Origin of the sequence: Legionella birminghamensis (assembly GCF_900452515.1) — a bacterium.
Lineage (GTDB): Bacteria > Pseudomonadota > Gammaproteobacteria > Legionellales > Legionellaceae > Legionella_C > Legionella_C birminghamensis.
The window spans coordinates 969,450-996,074 of record NZ_UGNW01000001.1; the positions used below are offsets into that span (position 1 = coordinate 969,450).

Below are 26,625 nucleotides of genomic sequence, written 5' to 3' on the forward strand. Positions count from 1 at the left end.
TTCAGCTATCCACTTTGGTATTTTTATTGTCTTTTTCTGCCTGATTGTTTAGAATTTTGACCTTTGAACCAGGTTTTATTTTGAGTTGACCGCTAACAATAACTTTGTCCCCGGCAGTTAATCCCTCTGTAACCAGCCACTTGTCATTAACCGCTTCAGTGACCGTCACCTTGCGTTCCTCCACCTTATTTTCATTATTAACAATCAGGGCAGTCGCATTACCCGTGTTATTGCGGGTAATCCCCTGTTGCGGCACGAGCAGCGCTTTAGGGTTAATACCCATATTCAACTGGGCGCGGACAAACATACCAGGCAAAAGTTTGTTCTTGGGATTTGAAAAAATGGCTCTCAGGGTGATGGAGCCGGTAGTTTCATCGACCTGCACTTCTGAAAACTCCAGTTTGCCGGTCTGATTATAAGTACTGCCGTCATCAAGGAATAAATTGACCGATATATTCTGTGATTTTCCTTGTTTTTCCCCTTTACTTAATTCATTCTGCAGTCTGAAAAATTCATTACTTGATTGAGTGATGTCTACATAAACGGGATCCAGCTGGTGAATGATGGCCAGGGCATTTTGCTGACTGGCTGTGACTAATGCGCCCTCGGTAACACTCGAGCGTCCAATACGGCCACTAATGGGGGCAAGCACTTTAGTGTACTGCAGGTTAATTTTTGCGGTTTCAAGCGCTGCCTTGGCCGATTCAACACTGGCTTCTCCCTGTTTGGCATTGGCAACGGCGGTATCATAGTCTTGCTTGCTGACGAATTTGTTGCCCAGCAAAGGCTTGTAGCGATTGACGGTAAGATTCGCGATTTCGAGATTGGCTTCTGCCTTGCTCAGATCACCTTTGGCCGTATCCAAAGCAGCCTGGTAAGGGGCAGGGTCAATTTGATACAGTGATTGCCCCTCCTTAACGTCAGTCCCTTCAACGAATAGCCTTTTTAGAATAATTCCATTGACCTGAGGGCGAACTTCAGCAATACGGTAAGAGCGTACACGGCCTGGTAATTCAACCGTAATGGGAAAGGGCTGAAACGCTAATTGGACAACGCCTACTTCGGGCTCCCCCCAGCCCTGCTGAGCTGGTTTATCCCCGCAGGCCGTCAGCAATATCAGCGGCGATATCAGAAGAAGCGGTCGCAGTAAACGCGATTGGGAGTTACAAAAAGTCCACTTCATTAAAAGCAAACCTGTTATTTATTAATATCCTATGAGTATACGCATGGAATGGGGATCAGGTACAGAGAAGGGATTAAAATTTTAAGCGGGCTAAGGAGAAAGCCGCTAAAGTGCCTCCTGTTATGACCGTTTCAAGGCGGCTACTTACTGCGGCTTGTCCGCAGTTTCCAGCAATGGTGGATGGCTCAGCAGGTACTAGTCTGGATATCGCGAACAAGTCGCGATACCTAGGGGTTTAGGGTGTGCCCCCTAAAGATACTCCCCATACAAATCATAATCATCGCTATCAACAATGCTCACATCAAGCATCTGGCCGGTTTGAACCTTGCTATCGGGTGGTAAATAAACCAGGCCATCGATTTCTGGCGCATCGCTTTTACTGCGGGCAATGATTTGCTCTTCATTGACTGAATCAACCAGGACTGTTTGTACACTGCCTATCTTGGCAGCCAGCTTATTGCGGCTGATTTCTGCCTGTAATTGCATAAATCGATGATAACGCTCTTCCTTCACTTCATCGGGTACCGGATCAGCCAGCTCATTAGCCTTGGCTCCCTCTACAGGAGAGTACTGAAAACAGCCTACTCTATCTAATTGGGCTTCTTCAAGAAAATCGAGCAACTCTTCAAATTCCGCTTCTGTTTCGCCAGGAAAGCCAACGATAAAAGTAGAGCGAATGGTAATTTCAGGACAAACTTCCCGCCAGGAGGCAATACGCAGCAAGGTATTTTCGCTGCTGGCCGGGCGTTTCATCGCTTTCAGTACGCGAGAGCTGGCATGCTGCAGGGGGATATCCAGGTAAGGGAGAATCAGGCCGTCTCGCATTAAGGGGATGATTTCATCCACATGAGGGTAAGGATACACATAATGAAGCCGTACCCACATGTCCAGCTCGCCCAATTCACGGCAAAGATCAAGAAAACGGGTATTGATGCTGCGCCCCTGCCATTCAACTGATTGATAGCGCGTATCAATGCCATAGGCGCTGGTATCCTGGGAAATAACCAGAAGCTCCTGAACACCGGCCTCCTTTAATTTCCGCGCTTCGCTAAGAACTTGTGTCAGAGGGTAGCTCTGGAGTTTTCCGCGCATAGTCGGGATGATGCAGAAAGTGCATTTCTGATTGCAGCCTTCAGATATTTTCAAATAAGCATAGTGTCTGGGCGTTAATTTAATCCCCTGGGGAGGCACTAATTGCGTGAAAGGATCCGCCGGCGGCGGAAGATGGCGGTGGACTGCGCGCAGTACTTCTTCATAAGCATGCGCACCGCTGATATGCAGCACATCGGGACAGGCTTCGCGAATGATATCGGCTTTAGCGCCCAGGCAGCCAGTGACAATTACCCGGCCATTTTCAGCCATTGCTTCCCTAATCGTATCCAGGGACTCAGTCACGGCGGAATCTATAAAACCGCAGGTATTCACGACAACCACGCCAGCATCCTGATAACTGGAAACAAGCTCATAGCCCTGGGCGCGCAATTGGGTAATAATTCTCTCTGAATCAACCAATGCCTTGGGACAACCCAGACTGACAAAGCCCACGCGATGATTCATTGATAAGTCTCCAGTTAATACGATTAATCAAACCATCCCCGCATAATGCAAGGCGGTTGCAAAATGCTGAATTATAACATTTTGAAGTAAATGCTGTCTAATTTGAAGGCGGGGAAGCAGATTAATTAGCAAATATTTGTTCAAAGTTTGTTCTTATTGTGTTAGAATGTGCATAGTCTAAATTGAAGAGGTTGCCGTTGTGAAAATAGACGTTCGCAGTTTACTGAATGAATTAATTCATTCAATGGAGAATGACGTTTCACGAACTCAAAGTGTGAATTCGAGATGGTTTTTGCAACTCATGATATATGAACTGGAGCGCCTCGCTTTCCTGGACGAAGAGAATACTCAGCATAAAATGATTGCTCTGTTTATGGGAGGGATTATTTATGCTTTAAACCAGGATGATCAGGAGTGTCAATACCCTATCCGGCTTTATCCTGCAGAAACCGTTGCCAACATGAGAAGAGACCTAAGTTGGGGGATGCTGCATGGGAGGGTCAATGAGCTTGAATATATGACCGCTATCGGCGAGGAAGCCCTGCGCAACCTCCCGCATGCATTCAATGGGGAACTATTTAAAAGACAAACGCGATTAACGGACAGTGGTCCGGGAGAAGCGGTTTTCCCGGGTTTGAAAGACAGGGCGGATAAAGTGGATTTGCTGATGAAGTTCTGTATTGCCAATTCTGGCAATTTAAATGTGCCAACAATAGACAGAAATCACTTTAACTCAGAAGAATACGACAAGGCTGCTCAGAAATATCAAATGTTAGCCGAGTTTCGTCAAAAGCATAAAGCATCTTTCCATGGCGGCTGGTTCGGGAGTTTTTTCAGCCGGACAAATCTCCCTGCTTACGATAATATGCAAACCATTCTTAGCCACGCTAAAAAGACAACATTCTTTGGCTTTAAAAATCGTACCTTCCAGACTTTAAGAGAGATGAGTGTTATCAATGAGCAAGGTGAGGTAATTAAGCCAGGTTTTAATTAAAATGTCTTTAGATACTGTTTGCTCTTCTATTAGACCCGTTTGGCCTGGGGAGGCAAAGCGCCGTCTCGAAGCCTTCGAGACGCCGCTAAAGCGGCTCCTCAGGCCGAACGGTTGAGATAAAAGCTGAAGCTTTGGGCCGTTCAAACTTGATGAGGATCTCTCAGGCTTTTATGCACCCTACAATAATAAATTTAATTTCTTGCTAAAGTCTCAACCTTTTGCAAACGATCCAAAAATTCCTGGGTCGAGACATCGCCAACTAACCGTAATCCGCTTAACTCCTTTCCGGCTGAATTAAAGAAAAGAAAGGTGGGTGGGGCTACAACCCGAAATTGCGCCATAATGGCCTGCGCTGCGGCATCATTGGCAGTGACATCAATCTTTAATACCAGGAAATTTCCCAGGGTCTTTTTAATTTCTGAGTTGTTTAATGTAGAAGAGGCAATGACTTTGCAAGAGGCACACCAGTCCGCATAGAAGTCAAGCATGACGGGCCGGCCTTCAGCAGTTTGAAAGGCTTCACGCAATTGCGCCGGTGTTTTGATGATCAGCTCTTCCTGCTCCATGCTGGCAGCAGTGGCTTTGCTGAAGATGCCAGCAAGGGGCAATAAAGGATCTTTGCTGCCCATGCTGGCGCCAGCCAGAATCAACAGCCCATAAACCAACAGCAAAATCCCAGTGCTTTGATGCATTTTCTCATAGTTACTTGATGCAGGCCTTAGCGCACCGGCAAAAATGCCTGAAAAAACCAGAAGGGCTGCCCATAAAATCATGGTAATTGGAGCGGGAAGCAGACGGCCCATTAAATAGATAGCAACGGCCAGCAATAAAACCCCAAAAAAATTCTTTACTGAATTCATCCAGGTTCCTGCTTTGGGCAGCCATTTGCCGGCAGAGGTACCAATCAAAAGCAGGGGAGTGCCCATTCCCAATCCGAGAAAGAACAGTGTCAGACTGCCAAACAGGACGTTTCCTGAGTGTGCAATATAGCCCAGGGCACCAATCAGGGGAGCAGTGACACAGGGAGATAGGATGAGGGTTGACAAACAACCCATAATTGCTGCGCCCAGGTAATGGCCTCCATGCTGGCTGCGGCTCGCTTTTGCCAATCTTGCCTGCCAGGTGACGGGCAGTTTTAACTCAAAAAAGCCAAACATTGAAAGCGCAAGCAGCACAAATACCAGGCTGAATAAACCAATCACCCAGGGAGCTTGCATGATAATTTGCAGATTACTTCCCAGCGTGGCGACAATTGCACCGGCCACTGCATAAGTCAGTGACATACTTAGTACATAACTGAGGGAGAGAAAAAAGGCTTTCCGGGTGGAAATTTCATGGCCATGTCCAACAATAATCCCCGACAAAACAGGAACCATCGGTAAAACGCAGGGTGTAAAGGCAAGCAAAAGCCCAAAGCCGAAGAAGCTCAGGATGACCATAAACCAGTGCGAATTTTCATAAATATCCGCTATGGCATTGCCTTCCTGAGCACTGGCTTGCTCGACAGGAGGCGTATTGACTTCGGTAACGACAGACGCTGAAATAAGCGCTAGCTGATCATTAACTGCCAGCTTAAGCTGTTTGCTTTCTGGTGGATAACAAAACCCATCATCCGAGCAGCCCTGATAATGCAGGGTCACCAGGGATTCTCCAGAGTGTTCCCCCAGAACAGGAATTAAAAGCGACAGGTCATTTCGGTAAACCGGGTAGACATGGCCTTGACGGTCTTTCTTCTCAATGGCCTGCGGGAAAATAATAGAACCAAACTGCAGGACAGAATCACTGGGCTCCTCCAGGCTTATGCGATCGCGATAAAGGAAGTAACCGGGTTTGATTTGCCAAATGACTGAGAAAGTGTTGGGGTCCATCGGCTTGACCTTCACTGTAAACACTTCTTCTGCGGGTAGAGGGGCTGCAAAACCAAAACCGGAGAAAATGGCGAGAACGATCAGGAGTAACCACTTGTACATGCTTCATCCAAATTAGTGTTCAAATTATCTTGAACCAATCTATATAGCCTAGCAGCTTATATTACAATTATTGTTCGAATTTAAAAAGTAATACATGCCGACACCGCTTATCGTGGTTTTATATTCTGAATCGCTTTGTCCACATCCAGGGCTTTGCCCTCGGATTCTGTTTTTGGTGTAAACATATTATACCGGCCTGTTAACCCATAGGTAATGGCAGCGGATATACCAAATGTTACAATGGAAATCACTCGATTTAAAACCTTATACACCGCTTCCTTACAGCCCCGGTGAATCTTTAAATCAGGCATTGCAATATCAACGGCTGTTTTGCAAGCAAGTTTAAACCCTTGCACAGATAATTCACCCTCTAAAAATTTTCTCCGATTGTGCTCCAGGCTATTGTACATTTGCCTTGCTTTTTTAGACGGAATTTTATAATCAGGCTTGGTGAGTGCATCCTTTTCCATCCGCTTAACTTTATCTTCAAGGTTATCCATGTATTTTTTCAGGTCAATGCTGGCAAGAATCTGCGGCGCAGCTGCCTTTCTAATACTGACAATGGCAGCGACTGACTTCTGCTCAATAGCCCTTTGCTGATTGGACAGAATATTATTTACCTGTTGGACATTGGATGCGCCATTGGCAACAGCATTTCGATAGGCTGGTGTTTGAATAATTGTTTGCAATTGCTTTTCGAGTTCTTCCCTTCTGGCTTCGATTTCTTTTTCAGATTTACAGCCTGTAAAATTGATTGGAAAATTGCGCAGTCTGGTTATAATTCTATCTATAACCCTGGAGCTCTCGTTTTTTATATTATTTTCAGCCGCCCGGGCACTGGCTCGGATTTCCTTGAGTTTTTCGTGGTATGCTTTGCTTAGAGGACGTGAGAATCCCAAAGCGCCCTCAATATTTGCTGCTTCTCTGGATGCCGCATCATGTTCCACCAAAATATCTATTTGCCCCTGAATGGCTTTTTCTCGCTTCTGAACCTGTACGAGATCAGTGCAACCGGCAAAGTTGTAATGAAATGCATGAATGGCAGCGATCTTAGGTGCGACCAGATTTTGGGCACGCCTTTTTAAGTACTGCACTTGTTTGGAGCTTTCCGCATCGATTTTTTCAAAAAACGCCTGTTTCGCCCCTTTTATAATGGGAGATTCCCCAGGCTCGTAACCGAGAAATCGCTCGGCCTGAATAACAGTCGGGTCGTTCAGGATTTTGCTTGCATTTGCTTTTCGAAGTTCTTTATCTGGACGAATCGTGCGTAATACCTTATGGGTAATAAATTTGGTATTTATGTAATTAATTTTTTCCGCGGCCGTTTTTAATACTGCTTCTGCAAGCAAATAGGTTTGAACTGATTTTTTCAGGGCTTGCTTTTTTTCTCCCACAAGTTCATCAATCTGGGCCAAAGAGGAGGAACTTAATTCATGCGCATAGTTCCGTTTAAAATCTGCAGCAAACCGCTCCAGTGCAGCCAGGCGATCATTGTATTTTTGCTCCTCAAAGGCATCATATTCGACTGGGAATGAATCAAGCCTTGCCTTGAAATCTGCAATACGGCGAATCCCGGGATCCGGCTGAGGTGTGTTGTGAAGTAGTTGCCTGCCTAGCCAATCTTTGGCAGGGCCAGTTTTTTGGCGGGCAATAACTTCGCTTAAGTCCCTGCCTGCAAGTAAATCTTCTTTAGCGTATTTTAGAAATTTCTCGGCGGTTGAGGGATTTATTAAACTTAAGTTATATAAACCTACAAGCAATTCATCGGTATTACTATTTTGATATTCGGATATTGTCTGCTGATAAAGCTCCCGGCTCACAGGGTAATCGCCCTGAAGCATGGTTTTGCCGTGGGAAGTTAACCCTGAAACATTACCGCTCATGGTCAAAAACAGCCCTCCTGGCAGTAACTTATTGTTTACCCGGCTCGCTGCAATGGTTTTTTCAGTGAATTCCCCCTGAGTAAATTTGGAACGAAGTCCGCCGGCTGCGGTCAGGTTTATAAATCTACCCTGAAAATAATAAGTAATCAGGCCTTGCTCTACCGTTTCCCTGGCAGTGTCGGCAAATCCAGGTTGCTTCGCTTTCTCACGAATGGCCAATTCCAGCGCCTCTTCGAAGCCGGGCTTTCGGGGAATAGGATTATTGGCTCCTCGTGCTGGCTCTGCAGCAGGTGCCACATTCGCCTTTTCCCTGATCACCGGATAGTTTTGTTTCATTTTCTGATATCGATCGTCAAATACAGTAGCGGAAGGGCTTTTAAGACACATTAAAATAGCATTACGCTGGGGAGGATTTGCCAGAAGTTGCGGGAATATTGCAAAAAGGCCAGGAGCTGTTTTATGCAATCTGACTATGTTTTCCAGAAGTGTTCCATTAATTTCGATTTTTTGCTGTTGAAGTGTGGATAATACCTGTTTTAATTGCTCATTGGCGAAGATATACTGACCATCTTCTACAGTTGAATTATTGACTATTAACCAAGTTAATTTATTACTGGCCTCATCTTTGCTGAACAGACAAAACCGGGTGTTACGTCTTTCGATATCATTGACAGTCTCGGTGCCAAGATTATTCCAGGGATTAACTAATATATAATCAAATTTGCCAGGAATGCTGTCATTAGGGATGATGCGATCCAGCCTCAACCCGTGACGGCCATGGTAATGGCCCTGCGCATTCAATTGCCCATAATCGAGACTAATATAAACTGGGGCCTCCGGCCAGCGGGCTTTTAGAGCAATAATTTTGTCATTGCCAATTTGTTCAATATCGTGGGCATGTAAATCAAGAAGTGCCGCAACAAAATGGGTTGAGGTGGTCGTGTGGCGCCCTGAGGTGTTATGCGCGCTTATGCTGGTTTCTACATTGGGCTTGTATTTCCAATTATTCGCATAATAATAGGAGCTCAGCCGTTCTATTATTTTGACCGCCAGCGAATTGCTTTCAACCCCCTCGGTTGACTGATCAATTGTAGCAAGATAGTCTTTGCCAACAGTAATGACATCATAGGCTTCATCTCGTGTGACCTGTTCGATGCGATGCTCATAATTTACACTAATCATCTCTGGCTTGAGATTGGCGCTCTGCGCTGTACGCTTTATCCATACTTCGACATCGCCATTTTCCAGCATGTGAAACATCGATTTAAACCGTTCCCTGCCTTCTTTACTGGAATTATATATACAGTCGATAGAAGCGATTAAATAGCAGTCCCCGGTATCTCCCTGCTTCATAGTCAGGTGTTCGCCATCTTCCGGAAATAATGGGGTCATAAAATTACCATAGTGTACATGGATGGATTAAGTAATATTATAGGGTGTTAATATTAATAAAAGCTTAAGGTAGTGTTCCGTTTTAACGAGAGTGAGTATCTTTCAGACAAGGTGGTAAGCTCTCTTGAAAATTAGCTCAGGCATTAAGACTCCATAATTACGGCCATAGCTATCTACAAAATGTTTTTCCGCTCCGAATCCCCGCGGCATCGACCGCGGGGCCCACACGAAGCCTATTTAGAATATCGGTTTTTTGCTAATTGAAGGATAATGTTTGAAAGACTTGTTTCTAACTGCTTTTAATTGCTATTCGGCAACATCGGATTCATCTAAAAGCATTTTCGACTGCCAGACATGTATACCCCGCGGTCGCTGCCGCGGGGATTCGATTGCATTTGTGTAGATATCACTATAATTACCGCAGAGAAATCTTCATTTTCGCTGTTTGCTTACCTTTATTTATATTAATGGCCAATCCGCACCTGACCATAATAGCGTTACTCATATAATGTATTGGAAAATTGCGGGATTTCTGTTTGGCATTATGGGTGATTTTTTTGAACCAATTTTTATACAGCCCATTTTTTTATAAAATCCTTCAGCCCCAGGATCGCTCCATAAAATGAATTCACTTTTGTTTAGATTCTTAACTGTAGCAATTACATGCTCCCATAATATTCTTCCAAATCCCTTCCCAATATAATTCGGAGCAATAAAAAAGTATCCCAGTTCAAGCAGATTGTCAGAATTCATGCTTAGACCAAAGAACCCTATGAGGTTTTTGTTTTCATATAACAGCCATGTATCGCTTGTTCTCAAGTAATGGTTTGTTATCTGAAAAATATCCATGTATTTCTTCATAAATTCCTCATCATAATCCCAATATTTTTTGGAATTACGCATAAGTTCATTTACAAGCATCAGGTTTTCTGTTTTGGCAGGATATAGAGTTAGGTTGTTATTCATGTTATGGTCCAAGTTCCTGTACGTACGGATAAAGTGTTGGTTCTGAAGCCAGACATACTGTATAAAGTAAACTGGAACTGGTTTCAAGGCCATTAGAACAAACAATGATTTTCATACGTTTTAGATGATCTTTCATTTAAATTTGTATGATCATTTAAGTGGTCAAATTTATATTGGAAGGGATTTCAATGAGACAATTTTCAAGCATTATCGCGGCCTTCCTTATTGCCATTCTGACATACCCTGTGCAGCCCAGTCAGGCGTCCACATTAAGCATTGTTGGTCTAAAACAAACCACCATTTTAGATACGAAACAACTACGCGGTTTGAAAACAGAAGCAGTGGAGATGGATTATAATCGAGCTTATCCTAATACCAGGATGATATATCAAAGTATTAGATTATGTGATTTACTGAAACAATTTGAAATAAGCCCTGCTAGTACTTTAGAGTTTGTTGCCAATGACCATTTTTCCGTTTTGGTACCAGCTCAAAAGGTCTTAAATTGTAAAAAAGAGGCTTCTATTGCTTATTTAGCTATTGAACCTGATACCAAATGGCCTATCCTTTTCAACCATACCAATACAACTGCCGGCCCCTATGCTGTTATATGGACTCATCCTGAACGCTCTTATATCTCGGATGAATACTGGGCTTGGAGTGTTGTTAAAATTATTGAACATCAACAGATTGATGAGTCGATTGTTATTTCAGCCCCCACTCAAATACCGAAAAAAATTAGAACAAAAATCTAAATGGATACCATATTTATGTTAGCCATTGTTCATCATGTCACACAATAAAACATATTGGAAAAGCCACAATAGGTCCAGACCTTATAATTCCGAAAACTATCTTTGATTATTATCCCGACAATAAGCAGTTGAAACAATTTATCCGGAATCCAGAATCCGTTCGAAAACTCCCGAATTCCCGAATGAGTGGCTCAAGTTATGCGGGTTTAAATGATGCCGATCTGGAAGATTTGATTGATTATTTTGAATTCATTATTAAAAGCCCTCGTCGTTTAAGTTAGCGCAGGTTTTGATTCCATTAATTAATGGTAATTGTATAAATTGCAGACATGTGTATAATATTGCCCCATTTGGATATTTAATTAAGCACCTATGGCTGTCAGTAATCCTTCATTAACCATTAGTCAGAGCATGAAACTGTCTGTTGTATCATCACAACTGCAAGAAAATGAGTTCTATGACATTATTTTTGAAGGACGCAACTGTGGGTTTGTAATAAAGCGTAACCAATTGTTATCGATTTTCATTGATTCAGCGCTGTCCCAAATTGAACTATGTGGTGATTTGTCTATCGAAAACTGTATGGTAGTCGCTAGCTGTAACCTGTTAATTTCCACTTATAATAATGTCAGCAATCAGTTTATTGTCTTTGCACATGCTCTGATTCTTGATTCACCCATTATCTCTTTGGGTACAGTTCATTTTAATTGTCAAAATAATATAAATATCAATGCACTGGTTGCTACCCAATTTAATACCCTGAAAGGCAATGACATCGAGATCAATGCGCGTTTCTCGGGGGAAGCCAATGAGCTGAATGCCAATAATACGCTAAGAATCGTTGAGGACCTGTCTGGTGGCAAGAGCAATCTTTTTAATGGAAAGGTGATTTATATTCATGGCGTTGTATCAGGGCATGAACACACAGCGACCGCCAGTGAATCTATCACGCTTTATGGTGACACGGAGAGCACAGGAACAATTACTTTGTCCGCGCCTGATGTTAATCAATATGGTGCTTTGAAATCGAGTGCAGATCTTAAGGTAGAGGGTAAGTATACACTGCATCTTAATGGTGATACTGATGTTAATCTCTTTGAATTTAAAGGTGAAGGCCTTAAAAATGACGGCTATATGTCGTTCCATAAATTTTGTCTGATTTGCGCGGATAATCTGGAAAATAGCGGCACGTTTAATTTTCCCGAAACAACGGCGATGTATCTCGGCAATTTGACCGTAAGCAAATCGGGTGTGATGTCATGGCACAATACCGAATTTGCAGCTGGCACCGCGCGAGAAATCACTGTAAAAGACAAAGTAGCCATTGCGCCTGAAGCAGTACTTGAATTGAATAATGCCAGATTAACATTGGTTGAGGCAATTGCCGAAGGTATTTTGAGATTAACCAATAAATCACAAGTCGGTGGTACCAACCTTTATATTCATAATTTGCTGGAAGCTAAAGAAGACGCGGGTGTGCAATTTAGCAAGAAAATTGAAACGCTAGGCCGGGGTGGTGTGAGTCTTAATTCGTCCTTTATGAATACCTATGCTCTTAAAGTGGGAGGAGCAGGGGAGTTTAAAGACTATAACTCCTCAATTAATGCCATATTTTCTAAAATAAATGGCCCAGTTAATTGGGATAAAAGTACATTTACGACCAGTACTTTAGCTGCTTTTACTTCAAGGGGATCGGTTAAAAACAGTACAGTGATGGTTTCCAAAGAATATAAACAACGTTCAAACCAACATCCGTTTTTTTCAAATACCACCTTTCTGATCAAATGGCTCAATATTTATGGCGAGTTTTCTGTTGATGAGAAAAGTCGTTTTTTCTCAGAGACTATTAAACTCTTCGGTAAATTAACGCTTAACTGCAGCGGTATTAATACAAAGAAATTACTCGTTGAAGAATCAGGCGAGTTAGTCACTACCGATCAATCTGCTCTGCTGATACATGAATTAGAAAACAAAGGAAATGCCAAGCTCAATTATAGCTATTTTGAAGGGAATTCAGTCACCAACCTAGGCGATCTAACTCTCAATAATGTGGTTGTTCCCGAAGAAATTATGCATTTTTTTAGGAGCTTAGGAAAGCTTGTTGCGTCACAGAGCTTGCTTAATGCCTTAACCGTATTTTTAGGGGGAACTTACACGCTTACACAGACTCTTGTTCATGGGCAAACTGTTTCTGAAGATGGGGAAGGAAAACAGCTGGATGGCAGCAAAATTGATTGTGAATTTTATAATACATCAACAAATGCCAAAACAACCACCAAGTCTTCACAAATTAGTGCTAATAATGCACTTTTAAATGGTGAAACAGCTCTTACAGAACAATCGATATTTTCTGTTGATACTTATACCCAGGCTGACGGAAAATTTAATGCCCAGGATTCACAGCTCACAGTAAGTAAAAAATTAAACACTAAGCCTCGAGCAGAGTTTAAAACCCTCAACTGCAGTATTGCTGCCAAGGATGTCAGCGCTGAATTTGAAGGCTATACAATGATGATTGATACCACGGCCTTATTCAAAGAATTTAATCCAACAGGTCCATCAGAATACACCAACACTCTTCTTGTTGTTGATGGTAAAGCGACACTGAACCACATGCAAAGATTGGATCAAACCTCATTGCAACCCAATGAACTGGTTGTCAACGGTCAGGTGCAGTTAAGCAATAATAGCCAGGTTGAGACGTCAGTAAGCACGGTTGTTATGCCGGGCGCTCAAGTTAATGTTGATGATACTTCAACGTTTAATTCGAAAGGGAAACTTGATGTCTGGGGTGAATTGGCTTTGCAACGCAATGCCAAATCAGTTGCTGCAGCAATGACAGTGTATGAGCGCCTTAAACTTTCCGGTGAGGCACAAGCCTATGCTGCTGATTTTCACTTATTCAACGGTGCTGTCGCTGAATTAAATGACAACGCATTGATTCACACAAAAAATGCCAGGATTCATGGAAAAATGGCTGGCCGATCAGGCGTTCTGGTCTCAGATAACTACCTAGAAGTACGCTATTGTGGAAGCGTTGATACCAATGCTTTACATGTTAAAGCAGATACCGCCTGGTTTTCACCAACAGCACGTTTTGGCGGTGTTGATTTATCGGTTTGTGCGCGAGTCTATGAGAATAATGGCGTGTATGATTTGAAGAACAGCTTGTTGGTAAACGCCGATTGGCTCTATGAAATTTTTAGTAAACGCTCAGCAGCTGTGTCAATCTACCAAGAATCCAATCGTGTGTCGATGAGTTTTGGCAGTGTGGCAAACACCAGGAATATGGCTACTGCCGAGATGGTTTCGCTTAACTTTCTATCAGGAATACATGCCAGTGATAGTCTGGGGCGTCAAAGCGGTTTTAAAGTGGATGTAGGGGTCGGCACTGCGTCTTACAATTACAGCGACAGTTCGGTAGTGAGTTTTCGATTAGGTTTAAATGTTCCGAGTCTACCGCAAACCTGGGATGCAGTACTCAATCCCGCACATGCCTTAACAGCTGTTGAATTTTTAGGAACTGCCTTTTTTCCACAATTTGCTGGCGCTATTAGCGTGGGTTGTAGGGCGCTGCCTATGGTAATTTCGGGTGCAAAAGGGCTCTATGAGTTTGCCCAGCATCCAAAACAATCACTCAATGATATCTGTGGTTATGTCAGAACAATTGGAGATAAACGCCCGGTTGATTTTTTAAAGCTTGGACTGAAAATAAAAAATTTATATGTTGCTGCCAATAACGCGGCGCATAGTTTTATGGAATGCCCTGAAGAATTCACTCGCGGTAATTTTGCAGCAATGCCTTCGCAAATACTTCACCCTAATTGGTTGTCAGTCGCCAAAGCAGTCAATGCGGTCATTGGGGCTAGCAGTGTTCAACAATCGGTCGTTGATTTCTCAGGCGGCATTGAGTTACTGGATAATTCCATTAATAACAATATTGTTGGGATTAATGCCGGCATTAATCTAAGCGTCCAGAAAGTAGGGAACTCCAGATTTCATTGGAATAGTGGTGTAGAGATGGCCTACAACATGACGCTTACAGGCCAGGATTTACATAACTCAGGATATATCGGCGTTGGTGAAACGTTTACTGAGAATTATAAGAATGTCGATTGGACATCGGGGGAAATTTATACCTTAAATATTAATATTAATGGCACAACGATCAGTAATATTGATGATCTGCTGGCTTTCCAAGGTGACTATAAAACGGTTCATGCCAGTGGTGCGATAAGCGTTAATAATCCCAAGCAGGACTTCAACATTCAGAAAAATATTGAACATGAGGGGGATGTTTCTGTTCGCGGCCAATCGATTGAGTTTGTTGAACAAAAATCGAAATTTGCTCGTAGTTTTACAGTAGCTAAAGGTAATTTTGATGTTAAAAATGCAGTGGATGCCGAGGGTGGAATTCTTTTCAAAGCGGAAGAAGGTGAGGTTAATCTCGAAAAAAATAAATACAAATCTGAAAAAGGGCGCCTGATTGTTGATGCCAAGAAGAATGCGACCAATCAACAAGGTGAACTCACCGCTGCAGAAGTATTCATTCGCTCCAGAGATGGCAAGGTGATTAACATCGGTGGCCAAGTGATAGGGAATTATCTGGAAATCAATGGCGATCAGGGCATTGACAATTTATCAGCAGAAGTCGAGGTACCCGGGGGACGTACAGGAAAACATAAAGAGAAGATACAAGGAAGCCTGCTAGCCGGTGATGGCCATAATAACAATGCCATCTGTTTAATATCAAAGCACGGAAAGTTCTATAACAGAGGGCTTGTGATAGCCAAAGAAAATATCGTTGGCGATTTGTATTATGGTATTGAGTCTCGTGCAGAAACGACAGAAGTGGTTCACTATCATCATCATAAAGGCTGGCTTGGTGCACATAATAAATTACATATCGTTTATGAAACAAAGGTGGATAATGCAGTCATTGCTTCACAAAATGGCACCTACAACTTCACAACCCATTGCGGTGATACCAATTTTTACGGTACTACGTTAAGCTCGCATACCGCACCGCATATTGTTCAATTGAACGAAGACGGTAAAGAGCGCGACATTAATTTTTTTGATGTGATTGGCACTCGTAGAGACTATACGGATGATTCATGGTTTGGCGGTGCATTTGAATCAGAAGTTGAGCGCTATGATGAAATATCAAATCCGTCTGTGATTATCACGCCCAAGGGTGTGCCTATCTATTATAAAACGACAGGCAGTGTCAACTGTTGCGGCACTGACATTGAAGGGGGTGTTCCAGTATTTACCGCTAAAAATTGGACTAACACCAATCAAGAGCTGCATCACTGGGAAATCCGAAAAGGGCGCAGTGCTAAATTTTCAATTGGTGGAGTAAAAATTTTTAGCCTGGCTGATCCCAATGACACGCCACGCCCAAAACCCAGTTTAAGCAGCTCAACTTACGACAAACTAAAAGCATTGAGAGAGACTAGACGAGGCAGTGAAAGTGATGTTGCAGCAATAAATGCCAGTATTGAGGTACTCAACACTACCAATGAAATCACTCAGGCCGCAAGAAATAAAGCCTGGGCAAAAGGAATTCTGGAACACACGGGTTTAAGTAAATTCAAAGATCCTGATTTATCTGTAGGGATCACACGTTCCTCAAGTAAATCCAGTTGGACCACCTTAGGCGCAGGCCGGGTCAATATTGACGGGGCAGATCTTTCGCATATCACCAATGATGTCACGTTTGATGGGGTTGATGGCCATGTTAAAGGTAATTTCAAAGGTAACATGCGCAATGTGAAAGTTATTGGCCATGAGTTAGACAGCAGTTATGAATCATCATCCAGCACAATAACGTTCTCAACCAAATTGAGCAATCCAACAGCAATCAACACCAGTGCCAGCAGCAGTTATTCCGTGCGGAAAAATAAGCTTTATCGCAACACTCATCTGGATATTGATGGCGAGTTTAGTGACGATAATTTGGATAATGTGTTGCTCGATGGGGGTGTTTTGCACGTTAAACGAGCTGTTGGCCATGCCGCACATGTCCTGTTAAATTCTCATAATAGCGACCAGTATTCCAAGCAAGGCACTGCGTCTGCCGGTTTGGATGGCAGTTTCTCTTACAGTCAACAGCAATCATCCAGCAGCCGTACCGAAGTGGCTGGTTTTTATATGGATGAGTCGGATGATAAATTTAAAGCTGATAATGTGCAAGGTAACGGCGCATATACATCTAAATGCGAGGTATCAACCAAGGCCACCATTAAATCCGCGACATCAAGTGAATACAGTAGGTCTTCAGGTTTTAGCATCAGCGGTAAACTGAGTGATTTTACCGACATGAATAATGCACAGCCGCTACAGCAAAATACAGAGCAACCCGCTTTTAAAATTCCAACCTTTGCTGTTGGAGTAAACAGCACTGATTATAAGGCGACAGTAAGTATGGCTGTTCATGGCGATAAAGGCACTACTGTTGATCCAACAAAAATTCAGGGGAATGTCATCACCAACTCAGCGTCTCCTCGTGAGGTAAGCCGAGATAAATCGTATAATTATCACCTCGATATCCCTCTGCCAAATCAACGGGTCATGTCTCAAATGCGCAGCAATTTTCGCTGGGCTGAAGAAAGATTGGGATTAGCTAAAAAAGCATTACCGCATTATCAAGTAATTCAAATTCCAAAACCCAAAAAACCATTGATTATCAAGAAGAAAATTAATAAAGCACCGGCTAAGAAAAAAGTAGTAAAACGCAGTGCTGTCAGTAAGAACAAAGTGTTGCCGACTTTGTATTTGCCTTTGGATGATCGTGCCATCCATGAGTCTTTAACGCTTGATTCGTATAGTAAAGGGCCATTCTTTTTTGGTAATCAAAGCAAGCCGCAGAAGAAAAAAGGATCGTTTCATCTTATTAAATCGGCAGAAGCTGCGGAACGACCCCAATCAAGGCTTGAACGATGGAATGCCGAGTCCGATAATTTTAAGGTCTATTCTGAAAATAAAAAATACATTTTTATTAACAATTCAGCTGCGCAACCGGAAGAGGGAACCTCTTATATTCGCCTTAAAGGATTAGGGGAAACACTTCTTGGGATCAGCAAGGAAGTCGCGGCCTTAGCCTTTAAACAAACACGGATGGATGCCATTGTATCTGGTATAAAAGCAGGTGGCGCACTTGATGACATTGCCAGTGGTGTGATGGAAATGGTTACTGGCCGCGAAGACGAGACAAACTTTGATTCCCTTATCGATGATTTGGGTAATACGCAAAAGCCAGCGGGGCCTCTACAGTGCGCTAGTAGGATCATGACCTTTGATGACTACTTGAATCAAGGCGTTATCGTTGAAAGCGTACTGGATAATACCCCCATTTTAAGCACCCATTTTAACGGCATAACCTCTTCTGTAGCTCTGCCGAAACAGGGTTGGAATATCAAAACCCGAGTGAAAGGGGCACTTGGAGCCGTATTGGGTATCACTGAGGGCGTTTTCGGTGCGGCTGAAACCTTGGCGGCAATGCCAACCGTGGCAGGCTCAGTTATTGGCGGTTTGATTATAGCAGATGGCATTGATCGCTTTGATGCAGGATTAATTGCTGCTGTCACTGGTAAAGATGGAAAAACGGCTTATGTCATCATTGCCACTGATTTAGGATTGGATCCAGAGCTTGCAGAGCTTGGAAAAGATGTGTTGTTATCATCACCTACAGCCTATCTCGCTATCAAACACCTCATTAAAGAAGCTTATATCAGTAAATTTTCCATTGAAAGTATTGGCTTTTGGGTAAAGCGCGCTAATGCAAATAGTTATATGGCAAATGTCAACGAGCTTAATTTCACCGATACCATCCGCATGGATGCAAATGGCTACAAAGTCTTTTTAGATTCAGTCAAACAGTATGGTTTTAAAGAGCCAATAGAAGTCTTTGAGGCATCAACGGGTGACACTTATGTCATCAATGGCAATGCACGTTTAAGTGCAGCAGTCGAATTAAATTTTGAAAGAATTCCTGCCAATAAAGTGGAATTGCCCAGGGGTAACATTACAACAGAAGAACAGTTAACAGGGATTCCTAATACTTATACCGGTATTATGAATAAATTTAATCCTTAAAAAAGTGAGGTGAATGATGTGGCGATTAATCCAAAAAGCTAGTCAAACAATAGTAGATGTGGTTGCCAAAAAGACTGAAGAGGTCGTTGATCGAATTGCGCCAACAATGGCTCCCGATGAAGTGAAAAAAATAGAGAAGTTGAGGATCCTTGCGCTGGAAACGGAGAAAAACACTAAAGATCTTGAAGATAAAGTTGATGTTAAAAAAAATCTCGTTATTGCCGCTGCTGAGGAGCTCGCGATAGCGGAGCAGGAAAAAGAAAACAATCTGTTATTGCTTGCACAGTTAATGAAGTTATCACCTGCTCATGTCGTGGATAGTTTGCCAGTTAAGCTGAATTCCAACAAACAAAGAGAACTTGAAGAATCGCTACAACAAGAGCCAATTTACGCTACAGCTTCTGTTTTAGAATCACTTATTGAAGATGAGGAGTTTCAGCAGAAAAAAGTTGATGAACTAGTGGAATCTGTTAAACGAAAAAAGACCCCTCTGACTCAGTTTTTTAAAGAAGAGGAAAGACCGTTAACAACTTCAACAAATAATCAATCACAGGTGAGAATATGAGTACACTGACTGAACTTCTCAAGGAGTGGGTAGTTTTTGGAAAGGATTGTCTCAATGGTGCGAAAGAATGGGTGGAGGAAAAATTAAGCGATCTAAAAGACTGGTGTATGGAAAAATGGGATGAAGTAACCTCTACTAAAATGAGGAAATATCTTCATCAAAAAATGAGCCAGGGCAGCGAATGGATGAAGGAAGTAGTGAGCGATACGATTGCCTGGGCTAAAGACCATAAGTTTTGGTTAATTGCCGGTATCATCTTATTGGTGCTTGGGGCCGCAACTGGGGTTGGATTTGCTGCCTACGGTGTGTCATTAGTATTAGCTATTCTCTACGGCTTGGTCGCTGCAGGCTTAGGCGCTTTAGCCACTGCAATTGCCGCTTATATGTTAAATAACAGAGTACGAGAAGCAGAAGAAATCACGAACACTTCACAACTAAATTATAAAAATGTTGCGCAAATAAATGTTCAAACCAGCGAGCAATTGGAAAGCACTAAGAAAGCTAAACTACAAACGGATGAAGAAAATCAGATCTTGCGAAGGCAAATTGCCATAATGCTTGAAAATCTGCCGCCCGAACAGATTGAAAAGGCAAAAGCGCTTTGCCAGCAAGCAGGTGTAGCAATGCCGGAGAGATTCACTCAACCTGCCACTGCCTCAAGTGCGGGACTTTTCAGTACAACTCTACCTAAAATGACTCCTCCATTGAAGTTAGAAACACTGATTGCTTCCAATGAAGAAGAAAGTGATGATGAAGAAGGGGAAATAGAAATTCGAATTATATAAGGGCATGTAGTTAATCTCTTTCAAAGAGAGGGATTAACCGCAGGAATACTAGCTAATATGAATTAGTTTTGACTTAATCTGACACAATCACTTGAAAAAGTGAGAGTTTCCGGTTTTGATAGAAGTGTGAACTTTAAACAAAACCAAGAGGAAAACTCTCATGGTAGATAATACAGTTAAAATCATTAAATATAAAGTTGGGCTTCTGAATCCTGCTGAAGAATTAGGCAATGTATCGAGGGCATGCAAAGTAATGGGTTTATCCCGGGATACGTTCTATCGCTATAAATCAGCTGTTGAGTCAGGAGGAGTCGAAGCTATTTGATCAAACACATAAAAAACCAAATCATAAGAACCGAGTTGAAGAGCCTGTCGAACTGGCGGTCAAAGAATATGCTATAGAATATCCTGCTCATGGACAACAATGCACCAGTAATGAATTGCGTAAAAAAGGTATTTTTGTATCTCCCAGTGGCGTTCGTAGTGTATGGCTTCGATACGATGCGCATTTTAACGGATAGAGGTACGGAGTATTGTGGTAAGGTCGAACAGCATGATTATCAGCTTTATCTGGCCATTAACAACATTGACCATACGAAAACAAAGGTGCAGTCACCCCAAACAAATGATATATGTGAGCGCTTTAATAAAACAATTTTACAAGAGTTTTTCAAGTCACTTTCCGTAAGAAACTCTACGATAATATTGATGAATTGCAAAAAGATCTGGATGGATGGCTCAATTATTACAATGATGAGCGAACCCATCAGGGCAAAATGTGCTGCGGACGAACACCAATGCAAACTTTGACTGATGGAAAACAACTCTGGTTGAGCTGGTGTCTTTGTTGGTGTAAGTCGAGTTTGGCTTTTGCTTTTTGAATTTTATCCATAAGTACAGCTTCCATTTGAGATACTGTCTTCGTTGACATAATTGACTCCGCAAATTGAACGAGATCAGAAATTAAAAAGTGGTCGAAATTTAGTTAACAATTACACCAGTTCCTTTTGCTTCTTTAACATTATATTAATCCTAACTTTGTTTACAATTTGATCTATACTCAAAGTACGATCATTTACAAAGAGTATCTCATGAAAGATAGCAAACAGTCTCACAAGTCAAAAGCAGAACCCATTACAGATAAAGAGCTGGAAAAAATTTCAGGAGGCGGCTGGAATTTTAATGAAAAAGGAGGTTTCAGTTATACAGTAGATAAAAAAACCAAAAAGAAGAAGAAGTAACAATGCAAGTTGATATACTGTCACTGTCATTATTCAAAAAGGCATAATCTGGAGAGTGTTCATCTAACTGTGTCAGCTCAGAATTTTAACTTAACTCCCAGTTCAAACGACCTTCAAAAAATATTTGTAACTGTGAGATAGTTAAGGCTCAATTGTGCATGGGTTGATTCCATTTTTCCATTACTTTTTGGCTGGCACAGTAAATAATAAACCCATTAAATTATGATGCTAATGATACGCCGCATTTTTCGCTAGATTCGTTTGAGAAGATCAATCGAATTCAATTCTATTATCCTGAAAATTCTTTTACTAAATGCAAGCAATATCTATGACGAAGGAGATTCTTCATGAAAGGATCAAAATTTACAGACAGCCAAATTTTATCGATATTAAAGCATGCGGTAGGTGGCACACCTGTTTCAGAGCTTTGCCGAGAACATGTGATAAGTTCAGCCACTTTTTATAAGTGGCGTGCAAAGTTTGGTGGAATGGATGCCTCGATGATGTCGCGCTTAAAAGAGCTTGAAGCGGAAAATAGCCGTCTTAAAAAGATGTATGCAGAGGAACGGCTAAAAGCAGAAATACTGAAAGAGGCTATTGAAAAAAAGTGGTAACACCGTCACGCCGAAGAGAATTGGCGAAAAAGGCGGTGACAGAGAAGGATATTTCCATAAGGTTGTCCTGTGAGCTTTTCAGCATCAGTGAAACCTGTTATCGATATCAAGCCAAATTAACTGATGAAAACGCGCTGATTTCGGACTGGTTGCTGCAATTAGCGCAGAGCCAGCCTAATTGGGGTTTCGGTTTATGTTTCTTATACCTGCGCAATGTGAAAGGATTTCTCTGGAACCATAAACGGGTTTATCGAATCTATCGGGAGTTGGAGCTCAATATGCGAATAAAACCTAAGAAGCGGTTAATAAGGGAAAAGCCAGATGCCTTGGCGGTACCTGCTTCAATCAACGAATGTTGGTCTATGGATTTTATGCATGACCAGTTAGAGGATGGCCGTAGCTATCGCTTGTTAAATGTGATTGATGACTTCAACCGCGAAGGCCTTGCCATCGAGGTCGACCTATCCTTGCCAGCAGAGCGCGTTGTTCGAACGCTTAATCAAATCATTGAGTGGCGGGGGAAGCCACGACAGATACGTTGTGATAATGGTCCTGACTGAAGTGCTGAATCCTAGCGCTCTAAGCGCTCGACTTCATTAGATTTTAAACAATAATTAGTATGAGATTTGTATGTAATTCAACTAGAGATTGTCTATATTAAAATGATAAGAATTGTCTCAATTTTTAAGGATAGAAAAATGAAATGGATAGTCACAGCAAATACAAACAACTGCCGAATTTATGAATATCACCCCAATGAGTTAAATCTCATTATAGAAGTAAGCCGTCCTGAAAATAAGTTAAAAGAAAGTGAAATAGGTGCAGATAAGCCTGGTAGGTATCAATCTAGCAATTCAACAAGTAGTGGGGCTTATGCACCCCATACAGAATATGAGGATATACGAAACAATGATTTTGCTAAAGAAATAGCTTTAGCACTTAATGAGGCCAGAAATAAAAATATTTATGACGAATTGGTAATTATTATGCCAGCACAGATTGAAGGTTTATTTTCAAAAAATCTTGATAAAAATGTAAAAAACTTAATAACATCGATTAGTCATAAAAATATAATGCATTTATCAGGAAAAGAGCTTTTTAACTACTTAAATGATGATGCATTTTAGATTCAATTAGAGTTTTAATTGTTTCACCTGCGAGGATATCACGATTATATACTTGCTCCTTTGCTGATTCTGAAGTACTGACATTATCACCGGAGTTAAATACAGTATGCATACTTCCCTCGCTGTAGTAGTTAGTACGCGATTGTAAAGATTGGCTGCTGTTTGGATTATTGTAACCCATAATGGTATTGGAACCACCAGTAGCTCTTACTTCGCCAAAGGCATTTCCCTTAATAAGATTGGAACCAGATATGTTCACTACCTTTCCCTTAGTATCAACATCGCGGATAATATTAGTTCCTTGTACGTTATTAACCTCACCGAACACGCAGCCGTTAACCGTAATCGTTCCCAACATGCTTTTTACAGTACCGTGTACGTTACCATTGATGGTTATATTTTCACGTATGGTTTCTATTGTTTCACCTGAGCGGATATCACGATTATATACTTGATCCTTTGCTGATTCTGAAGTACTGACATTATCACCGGAGTTAAATACAGTATGCATACTTCCCTCGCTGTAGTAGTTAGTACGCGATTGTAAAGATTGGCTGCTGTTTGGATTATTGTAACCCATAATGGTATTGGAACCACCAGTAGTTCTTACTTCGCCAAAGGCATTTCCCTTAATAAGATTGGAACCAGATATGTTCACTACCTTTCCCTTAGTATCAACATCGCGGATAATATTAGTTCCTTGTACGTTATTAACCTCACCGAACACGCAGCCGTTAACCGTAATCGTTCCCAACATGCTTTTTACAGTACCGTGTACGTTACCATTGATGGTTATATTTTCACGTATGGTTTCTATTGTTTCACCTGAGCGGATATCACGATTATATACTTGATCCTCTGCTGATTCTGAAGTGCTGACCTTTGTGAAAAAGGTTCTTCTCCTTAAGGTTTGAACAGAGGGTTCTATCTCGGATGTTTGAACCGACCTTATTGCTTTTTCACCCTGGCTTCTTAATTTGTTCTTATAAGCCAACTCTTTATCAGGATCAGACAAAGTTTCATATGCATTCTTAACTATTTGAAATAATTTCTGTGATGCGTCCTCATAAACAGCGCCGGAAGTATTATCAGGTTGTATTTTGAGCGTAATTTGTTTAAAAGCAGATGCTAATGTTTTTGCATCTTCAACAGTCATTGACTCAGAAACACCAAATATTTCATAATAGCTGGCTTTTGAGTATCTCTCGGCTAATTTATCCAATAATTTTTTCTTGTCATTATCAATGTAATAATCATAATCATTTTTTAATTTTTCAATTAAAGACTTCATTAAAATCCTCGGATGTTGAACAAATTACAGTTGAGCAATTATAAAGCAATATGAAATAAAATTCAACAGTAGCTTATGGCAGCGCATTGCTTCACAAATACAGAGATTTTTCCTATTTAGCTTGAAATTAATCGCTCTAATGATTGAGCTGTCATCATCAATACTTTTTTAAAGCAAAATGACTATTGATGGCGCATCTAAAAAGCAGGTAACTTTCAGGCACAATATTATAGCCTTATGTATCTCTCACTTAATAAACACTTAAGCTTTTTTTTATAAAATAAGCGATTTTTGATTAATGTGGGTTTAACATGACAAAAATAGTGATTTCCGGTGCAGGCCTGGGCGGTTTGTATACTGCAAACCGTTTAATAAATAAAGGGATTAACCCTGAAAGCATAGTTATCATTGATCCGCGCGCTGGTATCTATACCAGACCTGGACACATCAATCACAGGACTTTTGATAAAGTTGAGAGATTTACGGGTATTAATACCGCCCACTCGCCAGCTCATCACATAAAAGAGCTTGAGCGTTGTATGTATAAAAAATTAACTTCCTTAGGTGTTTCCTTTGCTGAGGAATCCTTTATTGATTTGCAGCCTCGTACAGGTAGTCAAGAGTCTGGAGTGATCACTCAGGATAAAAATGGTATACAACATGTTTACCCAGCTGCCTATGTATTTGATTGTTCAGGGAAAGAAGCAGTAGTTGCACAGGCCGTTAACCGTTATCAGGAGAAATCTAATCAGGCTGCAGCATTTACATCTACCCCACTAGTCGATATAAATCCCATAACTAATCATTTAGTAGCCCATGTTAAAATTTCTAATCACAGATTTTTAAATGATTTCGCTTCAGCAGGAAGCACTGAGCCCGTTCCAATGCATTATAAGCAGGTTTCCCCTGAAAAAAATATATCTATAAGGGAAGAGTTGCAAAAGATGGGATGGAGCTTTGAGGCTTTTCCAACATTTTACACATACTCTCAGAGTGGAACTGATAAACTTTGCCTCTATATGGAGTCACCCCTTAATTTGCCGAAGCAGAAGCAAAAAGAGTGGATTAATCTGATGTTACGTATTAACAGCAGAGAGCATGTCAGTAGTTATGTGAAATTAAAAAAATCTACCACATACGAGTTTAAACCTAGGATTATGCAATTCAAAAGTGAACCCCATGTGCTGAACAGGGCGGCTTTTGAACGATCTGACCTGCCTACAGTGTTGGTTGGTTTTGATGCATTAAAAGGATTTGATTATCGTACTGCTTCAGGAGTTGATTCTGGAATTGATTGTTTTGAACTGATGCTAAACCATATCGAAATTGAAAATGGCCTTATTAAACATATCGATTTGCAACGTATTAATCAAAGTGTGTCAGATTATATACATGGAGAGTATAAAAAAGCTCTGGTTTCCAGGCTGGCGGATCGACAGAACTCAATTAACAATGGTCATGAATATTTTAGCCGCCTATATGAAAAGGCTGCTGCAACACTTCCTGCCTCGGAAAGCAAGAAGAAAGAATATAATGATACAGCGGCTCAATTAGCTAAGCAGAGTGCGACGACGCTGTTCTCATTACTAGAATCCAGAGACAAGGATAAGTTTAAAAGTATCGACGCTTTAAACAAGTGCTTAGGGGCGATAATTAGGGCAAAGACTTTATTATCGGCAAGTGATACCGAAGGGCATCACGTCATTAATAACAACCTGCAAAAAGTAATTCAATATTTGCGTCTTGAAATTGCTGCACTGGATATTGAGGCGATTCTAGCCGAAGGAAGAGTGAGTCGACAGCGCCTGACTGAGCTTTGCAAAAGTGTAAAAGATAATTTTAATCAATTAGAGGGTAGTTTTGCCCATAATACAGTTCAAAATAAAATTACAGCATTATTAGAACGCATTAACCGATCTTCCCCCAGTGCTAGTCTATTCATGGGCACTTCAGCCACGTCATTACTTGGCTCTCCTTTTCCATTTCTATTGACGTCTTTACTATCTTCTCCAAGATCTGCCCCCGTTCCTGCCATACCATCATTTTTTCCGTCCAGGGCACCCACCAGTACTCAGGGAGCTCGCTCTTTAATCAGTTTAATACTGATAAGTAGCCTATTGTCCAGTTTGGATGATGATAATGAGGAAGACATTCCGTTGACTCTCTCTATGTAAAAAACAGCATGGGCCCCGCGGTCGGTGC

The 26,625-nt window shown here is 41.6% G+C and carries 15 protein-coding genes and 2 pseudogenes; 11 read left to right on the plus strand and 6 right to left on the minus strand.

Translation table 11 applies throughout. The features are described 5' to 3' along the window. Nucleotide 1: 1 nt before the first annotated feature. Together DYH42_RS04125 and rimO are read right to left on the minus strand one after the other, a co-directional pair. Nucleotides 2-1,183 carry an efflux RND transporter periplasmic adaptor subunit gene (locus DYH42_RS04125; protein ID WP_058524804.1) on the minus strand — a complete coding sequence of 394 codons (1,182 nt, stop codon included), beginning with the start codon at nt 1,181-1,183 and terminating at the stop codon, nt 2-4. 249 nt (nt 1,184-1,432) lie between these two features. Then, nucleotides 1,433-2,740, minus strand: a complete 1,308-nt coding sequence (rimO, locus tag DYH42_RS04130) for a 30S ribosomal protein S12 methylthiotransferase RimO (RefSeq protein ID WP_058524803.1) — start codon at nt 2,738-2,740, stop codon at nt 1,433-1,435. 199 nt (nt 2,741-2,939) lie between these two features. Here rimO and DYH42_RS04135 point away from each other — a divergent pair, with 199 nt between their 5' ends. Then, complete coding sequence (locus tag DYH42_RS04135) at nt 2,940-3,734, plus strand: hypothetical protein (RefSeq protein WP_131793014.1); 795 nt, start codon at nt 2,940-2,942, stop codon at nt 3,732-3,734. A 191-nt stretch (nt 3,735-3,925) separates the two neighbouring features. Here the strand turns inward: DYH42_RS04135 and dsbD are convergent, their stop codons facing one another. The 3 genes from dsbD to DYH42_RS04150 all read right to left on the minus strand — a co-directional run bounded on the left by dsbD (nt 3,926) and on the right by DYH42_RS04150 (nt 9,945). After that, nucleotides 3,926-5,704, minus strand: coding sequence for a protein-disulfide reductase DsbD (gene dsbD, locus DYH42_RS04140; RefSeq protein ID WP_058524801.1), 1,779 nt, complete (start codon nt 5,702-5,704; stop codon nt 3,926-3,928). 107 nt (nt 5,705-5,811) lie between these two features. Beyond that, nucleotides 5,812-8,979 (minus strand): hypothetical protein, encoded by a 3,168-nt coding sequence (locus DYH42_RS04145; RefSeq protein WP_058524800.1) that lies wholly within the window; start codon nt 8,977-8,979, stop codon nt 5,812-5,814. Nucleotides 8,980-9,480: 501 nt separating this feature from the next. Beyond that, entirely contained in the window at nt 9,481-9,945 is a 465-nt protein-coding gene (locus tag DYH42_RS04150; RefSeq protein WP_058524799.1) for a GNAT family N-acetyltransferase, read from the minus strand. 188 nt (nt 9,946-10,133) lie between these two features. On the opposite strand from DYH42_RS04150, the gene DYH42_RS04155 reads away from it, so the two are divergent. The 9 genes and pseudogenes from DYH42_RS04155 to DYH42_RS04195 all read left to right on the plus strand — a co-directional run bounded on the left by DYH42_RS04155 (nt 10,134) and on the right by DYH42_RS04195 (nt 23,132). Beyond that, nucleotides 10,134-10,700: a hypothetical protein gene (locus tag DYH42_RS04155; protein WP_058524798.1), complete on the plus strand. Its 567-nt coding sequence runs from the start codon at nt 10,134-10,136 to the stop codon at nt 10,698-10,700. Nucleotides 10,701-10,711: 11 nt separating this feature from the next. After that, complete coding sequence (locus DYH42_RS04160) at nt 10,712-10,981, plus strand: c-type cytochrome (RefSeq protein WP_083503193.1); 270 nt, start codon at nt 10,712-10,714, stop codon at nt 10,979-10,981. Between the two features lie 91 nt (nt 10,982-11,072). Next, a complete protein-coding gene (locus tag DYH42_RS04165; RefSeq protein WP_058524797.1) occupies nt 11,073-18,800 on the plus strand; it encodes a ParB/Srx family N-terminal domain-containing protein in 7,728 nt (2,575 codons plus the stop codon). A gap of 13 nt (nt 18,801-18,813) precedes the next feature. Next, nucleotides 18,814-19,365, plus strand: a complete 552-nt coding sequence (locus DYH42_RS04170) for a hypothetical protein (RefSeq protein ID WP_058524796.1) — start codon at nt 18,814-18,816, stop codon at nt 19,363-19,365. Then, nucleotides 19,362-20,150 (plus strand): SdpI family protein, encoded by a 789-nt coding sequence (locus tag DYH42_RS04175; RefSeq protein WP_058524795.1) that lies wholly within the window; start codon nt 19,362-19,364, stop codon nt 20,148-20,150. The genes DYH42_RS04170 and DYH42_RS04175 overlap by 4 nt, the downstream gene beginning before the upstream one ends. 160 nt (nt 20,151-20,310) lie before the next feature. Continuing rightward, nucleotides 20,311-21,031: pseudogene (locus DYH42_RS04180) on the plus strand (helix-turn-helix domain-containing protein). Nucleotides 21,032-21,241: 210 nt separating this feature from the next. Further along, nucleotides 21,242-21,391: a bacteriocin gene (locus tag DYH42_RS04185; protein ID WP_115316951.1), complete on the plus strand. Its 150-nt coding sequence runs from the start codon at nt 21,242-21,244 to the stop codon at nt 21,389-21,391. A gap of 347 nt (nt 21,392-21,738) precedes the next feature. Continuing rightward, a pseudogene (locus DYH42_RS04190) lies at nt 21,739-22,562 on the plus strand (IS3 family transposase); the annotation flags it as partial. A 141-nt stretch (nt 22,563-22,703) separates the two neighbouring features. Continuing rightward, nucleotides 22,704-23,132: a host attachment protein gene (locus DYH42_RS04195; protein ID WP_058524793.1), complete on the plus strand. Its 429-nt coding sequence runs from the start codon at nt 22,704-22,706 to the stop codon at nt 23,130-23,132. On the opposite strand, the gene DYH42_RS04200 is transcribed toward DYH42_RS04195, so the two are convergent. After that, the gene (locus DYH42_RS04200; protein WP_115316953.1) at nt 23,104-24,423 is read right to left on the minus strand and encodes a J domain-containing protein; all 1,320 of its coding nucleotides are present in this window, start codon (nt 24,421-24,423) and stop codon (nt 23,104-23,106) included. The genes DYH42_RS04195 and DYH42_RS04200 overlap by 29 nt on opposite strands. A 539-nt stretch (nt 24,424-24,962) precedes the next feature. Between DYH42_RS04200 and DYH42_RS04205 the strand changes: the two genes are divergently transcribed. Then, nucleotides 24,963-26,597: a hypothetical protein gene (locus tag DYH42_RS04205; RefSeq protein WP_131792987.1), complete on the plus strand. Its 1,635-nt coding sequence runs from the start codon at nt 24,963-24,965 to the stop codon at nt 26,595-26,597. Nucleotides 26,598-26,625: the final 28 nt, after the last annotated feature.

Coding starts and splice junctions, on each gene's coding strand:
- DYH42_RS04125 (WP_058524804.1), bottom strand. CDS start 1,183: ATGAAGTGGACTTTTTGTAACTCCCAATCGCGTTTACTGCGACCGCTT.
- rimO (WP_058524803.1), bottom strand. CDS start 2,740: ATGAATCATCGCGTGGGCTTTGTCAGTCTGGGTTGTCCCAAGGCATTG.
- dsbD (WP_058524801.1), bottom strand. CDS start 5,704: ATGTACAAGTGGTTACTCCTGATCGTTCTCGCCATTTTCTCCGGTTTT.
- DYH42_RS04145 (WP_058524800.1), bottom strand. CDS start 8,979: ATGACCCCATTATTTCCGGAAGATGGCGAACACCTGACTATGAAGCAG.
- DYH42_RS04150 (WP_058524799.1), bottom strand. CDS start 9,945: ATGAATAACAACCTAACTCTATATCCTGCCAAAACAGAAAACCTGATG.
- DYH42_RS04155 (WP_058524798.1), top strand. CDS start 10,134: ATGAGACAATTTTCAAGCATTATCGCGGCCTTCCTTATTGCCATTCTG.
- DYH42_RS04165 (WP_058524797.1), top strand. CDS start 11,073: ATGGCTGTCAGTAATCCTTCATTAACCATTAGTCAGAGCATGAAACTG.
- DYH42_RS04170 (WP_058524796.1), top strand. CDS start 18,814: ATGATGTGGCGATTAATCCAAAAAGCTAGTCAAACAATAGTAGATGTG.
- DYH42_RS04175 (WP_058524795.1), top strand. CDS start 19,362: ATGAGTACACTGACTGAACTTCTCAAGGAGTGGGTAGTTTTTGGAAAG.
- DYH42_RS04185 (WP_115316951.1), top strand. CDS start 21,242: ATGAAAGATAGCAAACAGTCTCACAAGTCAAAAGCAGAACCCATTACA.
- DYH42_RS04195 (WP_058524793.1), top strand. CDS start 22,704: ATGAAATGGATAGTCACAGCAAATACAAACAACTGCCGAATTTATGAA.
- DYH42_RS04200 (WP_115316953.1), bottom strand. CDS start 24,423: ATGAAGTCTTTAATTGAAAAATTAAAAAATGATTATGATTATTACATT.
- DYH42_RS04205 (WP_131792987.1), top strand. CDS start 24,963: ATGTATAAAAAATTAACTTCCTTAGGTGTTTCCTTTGCTGAGGAATCC.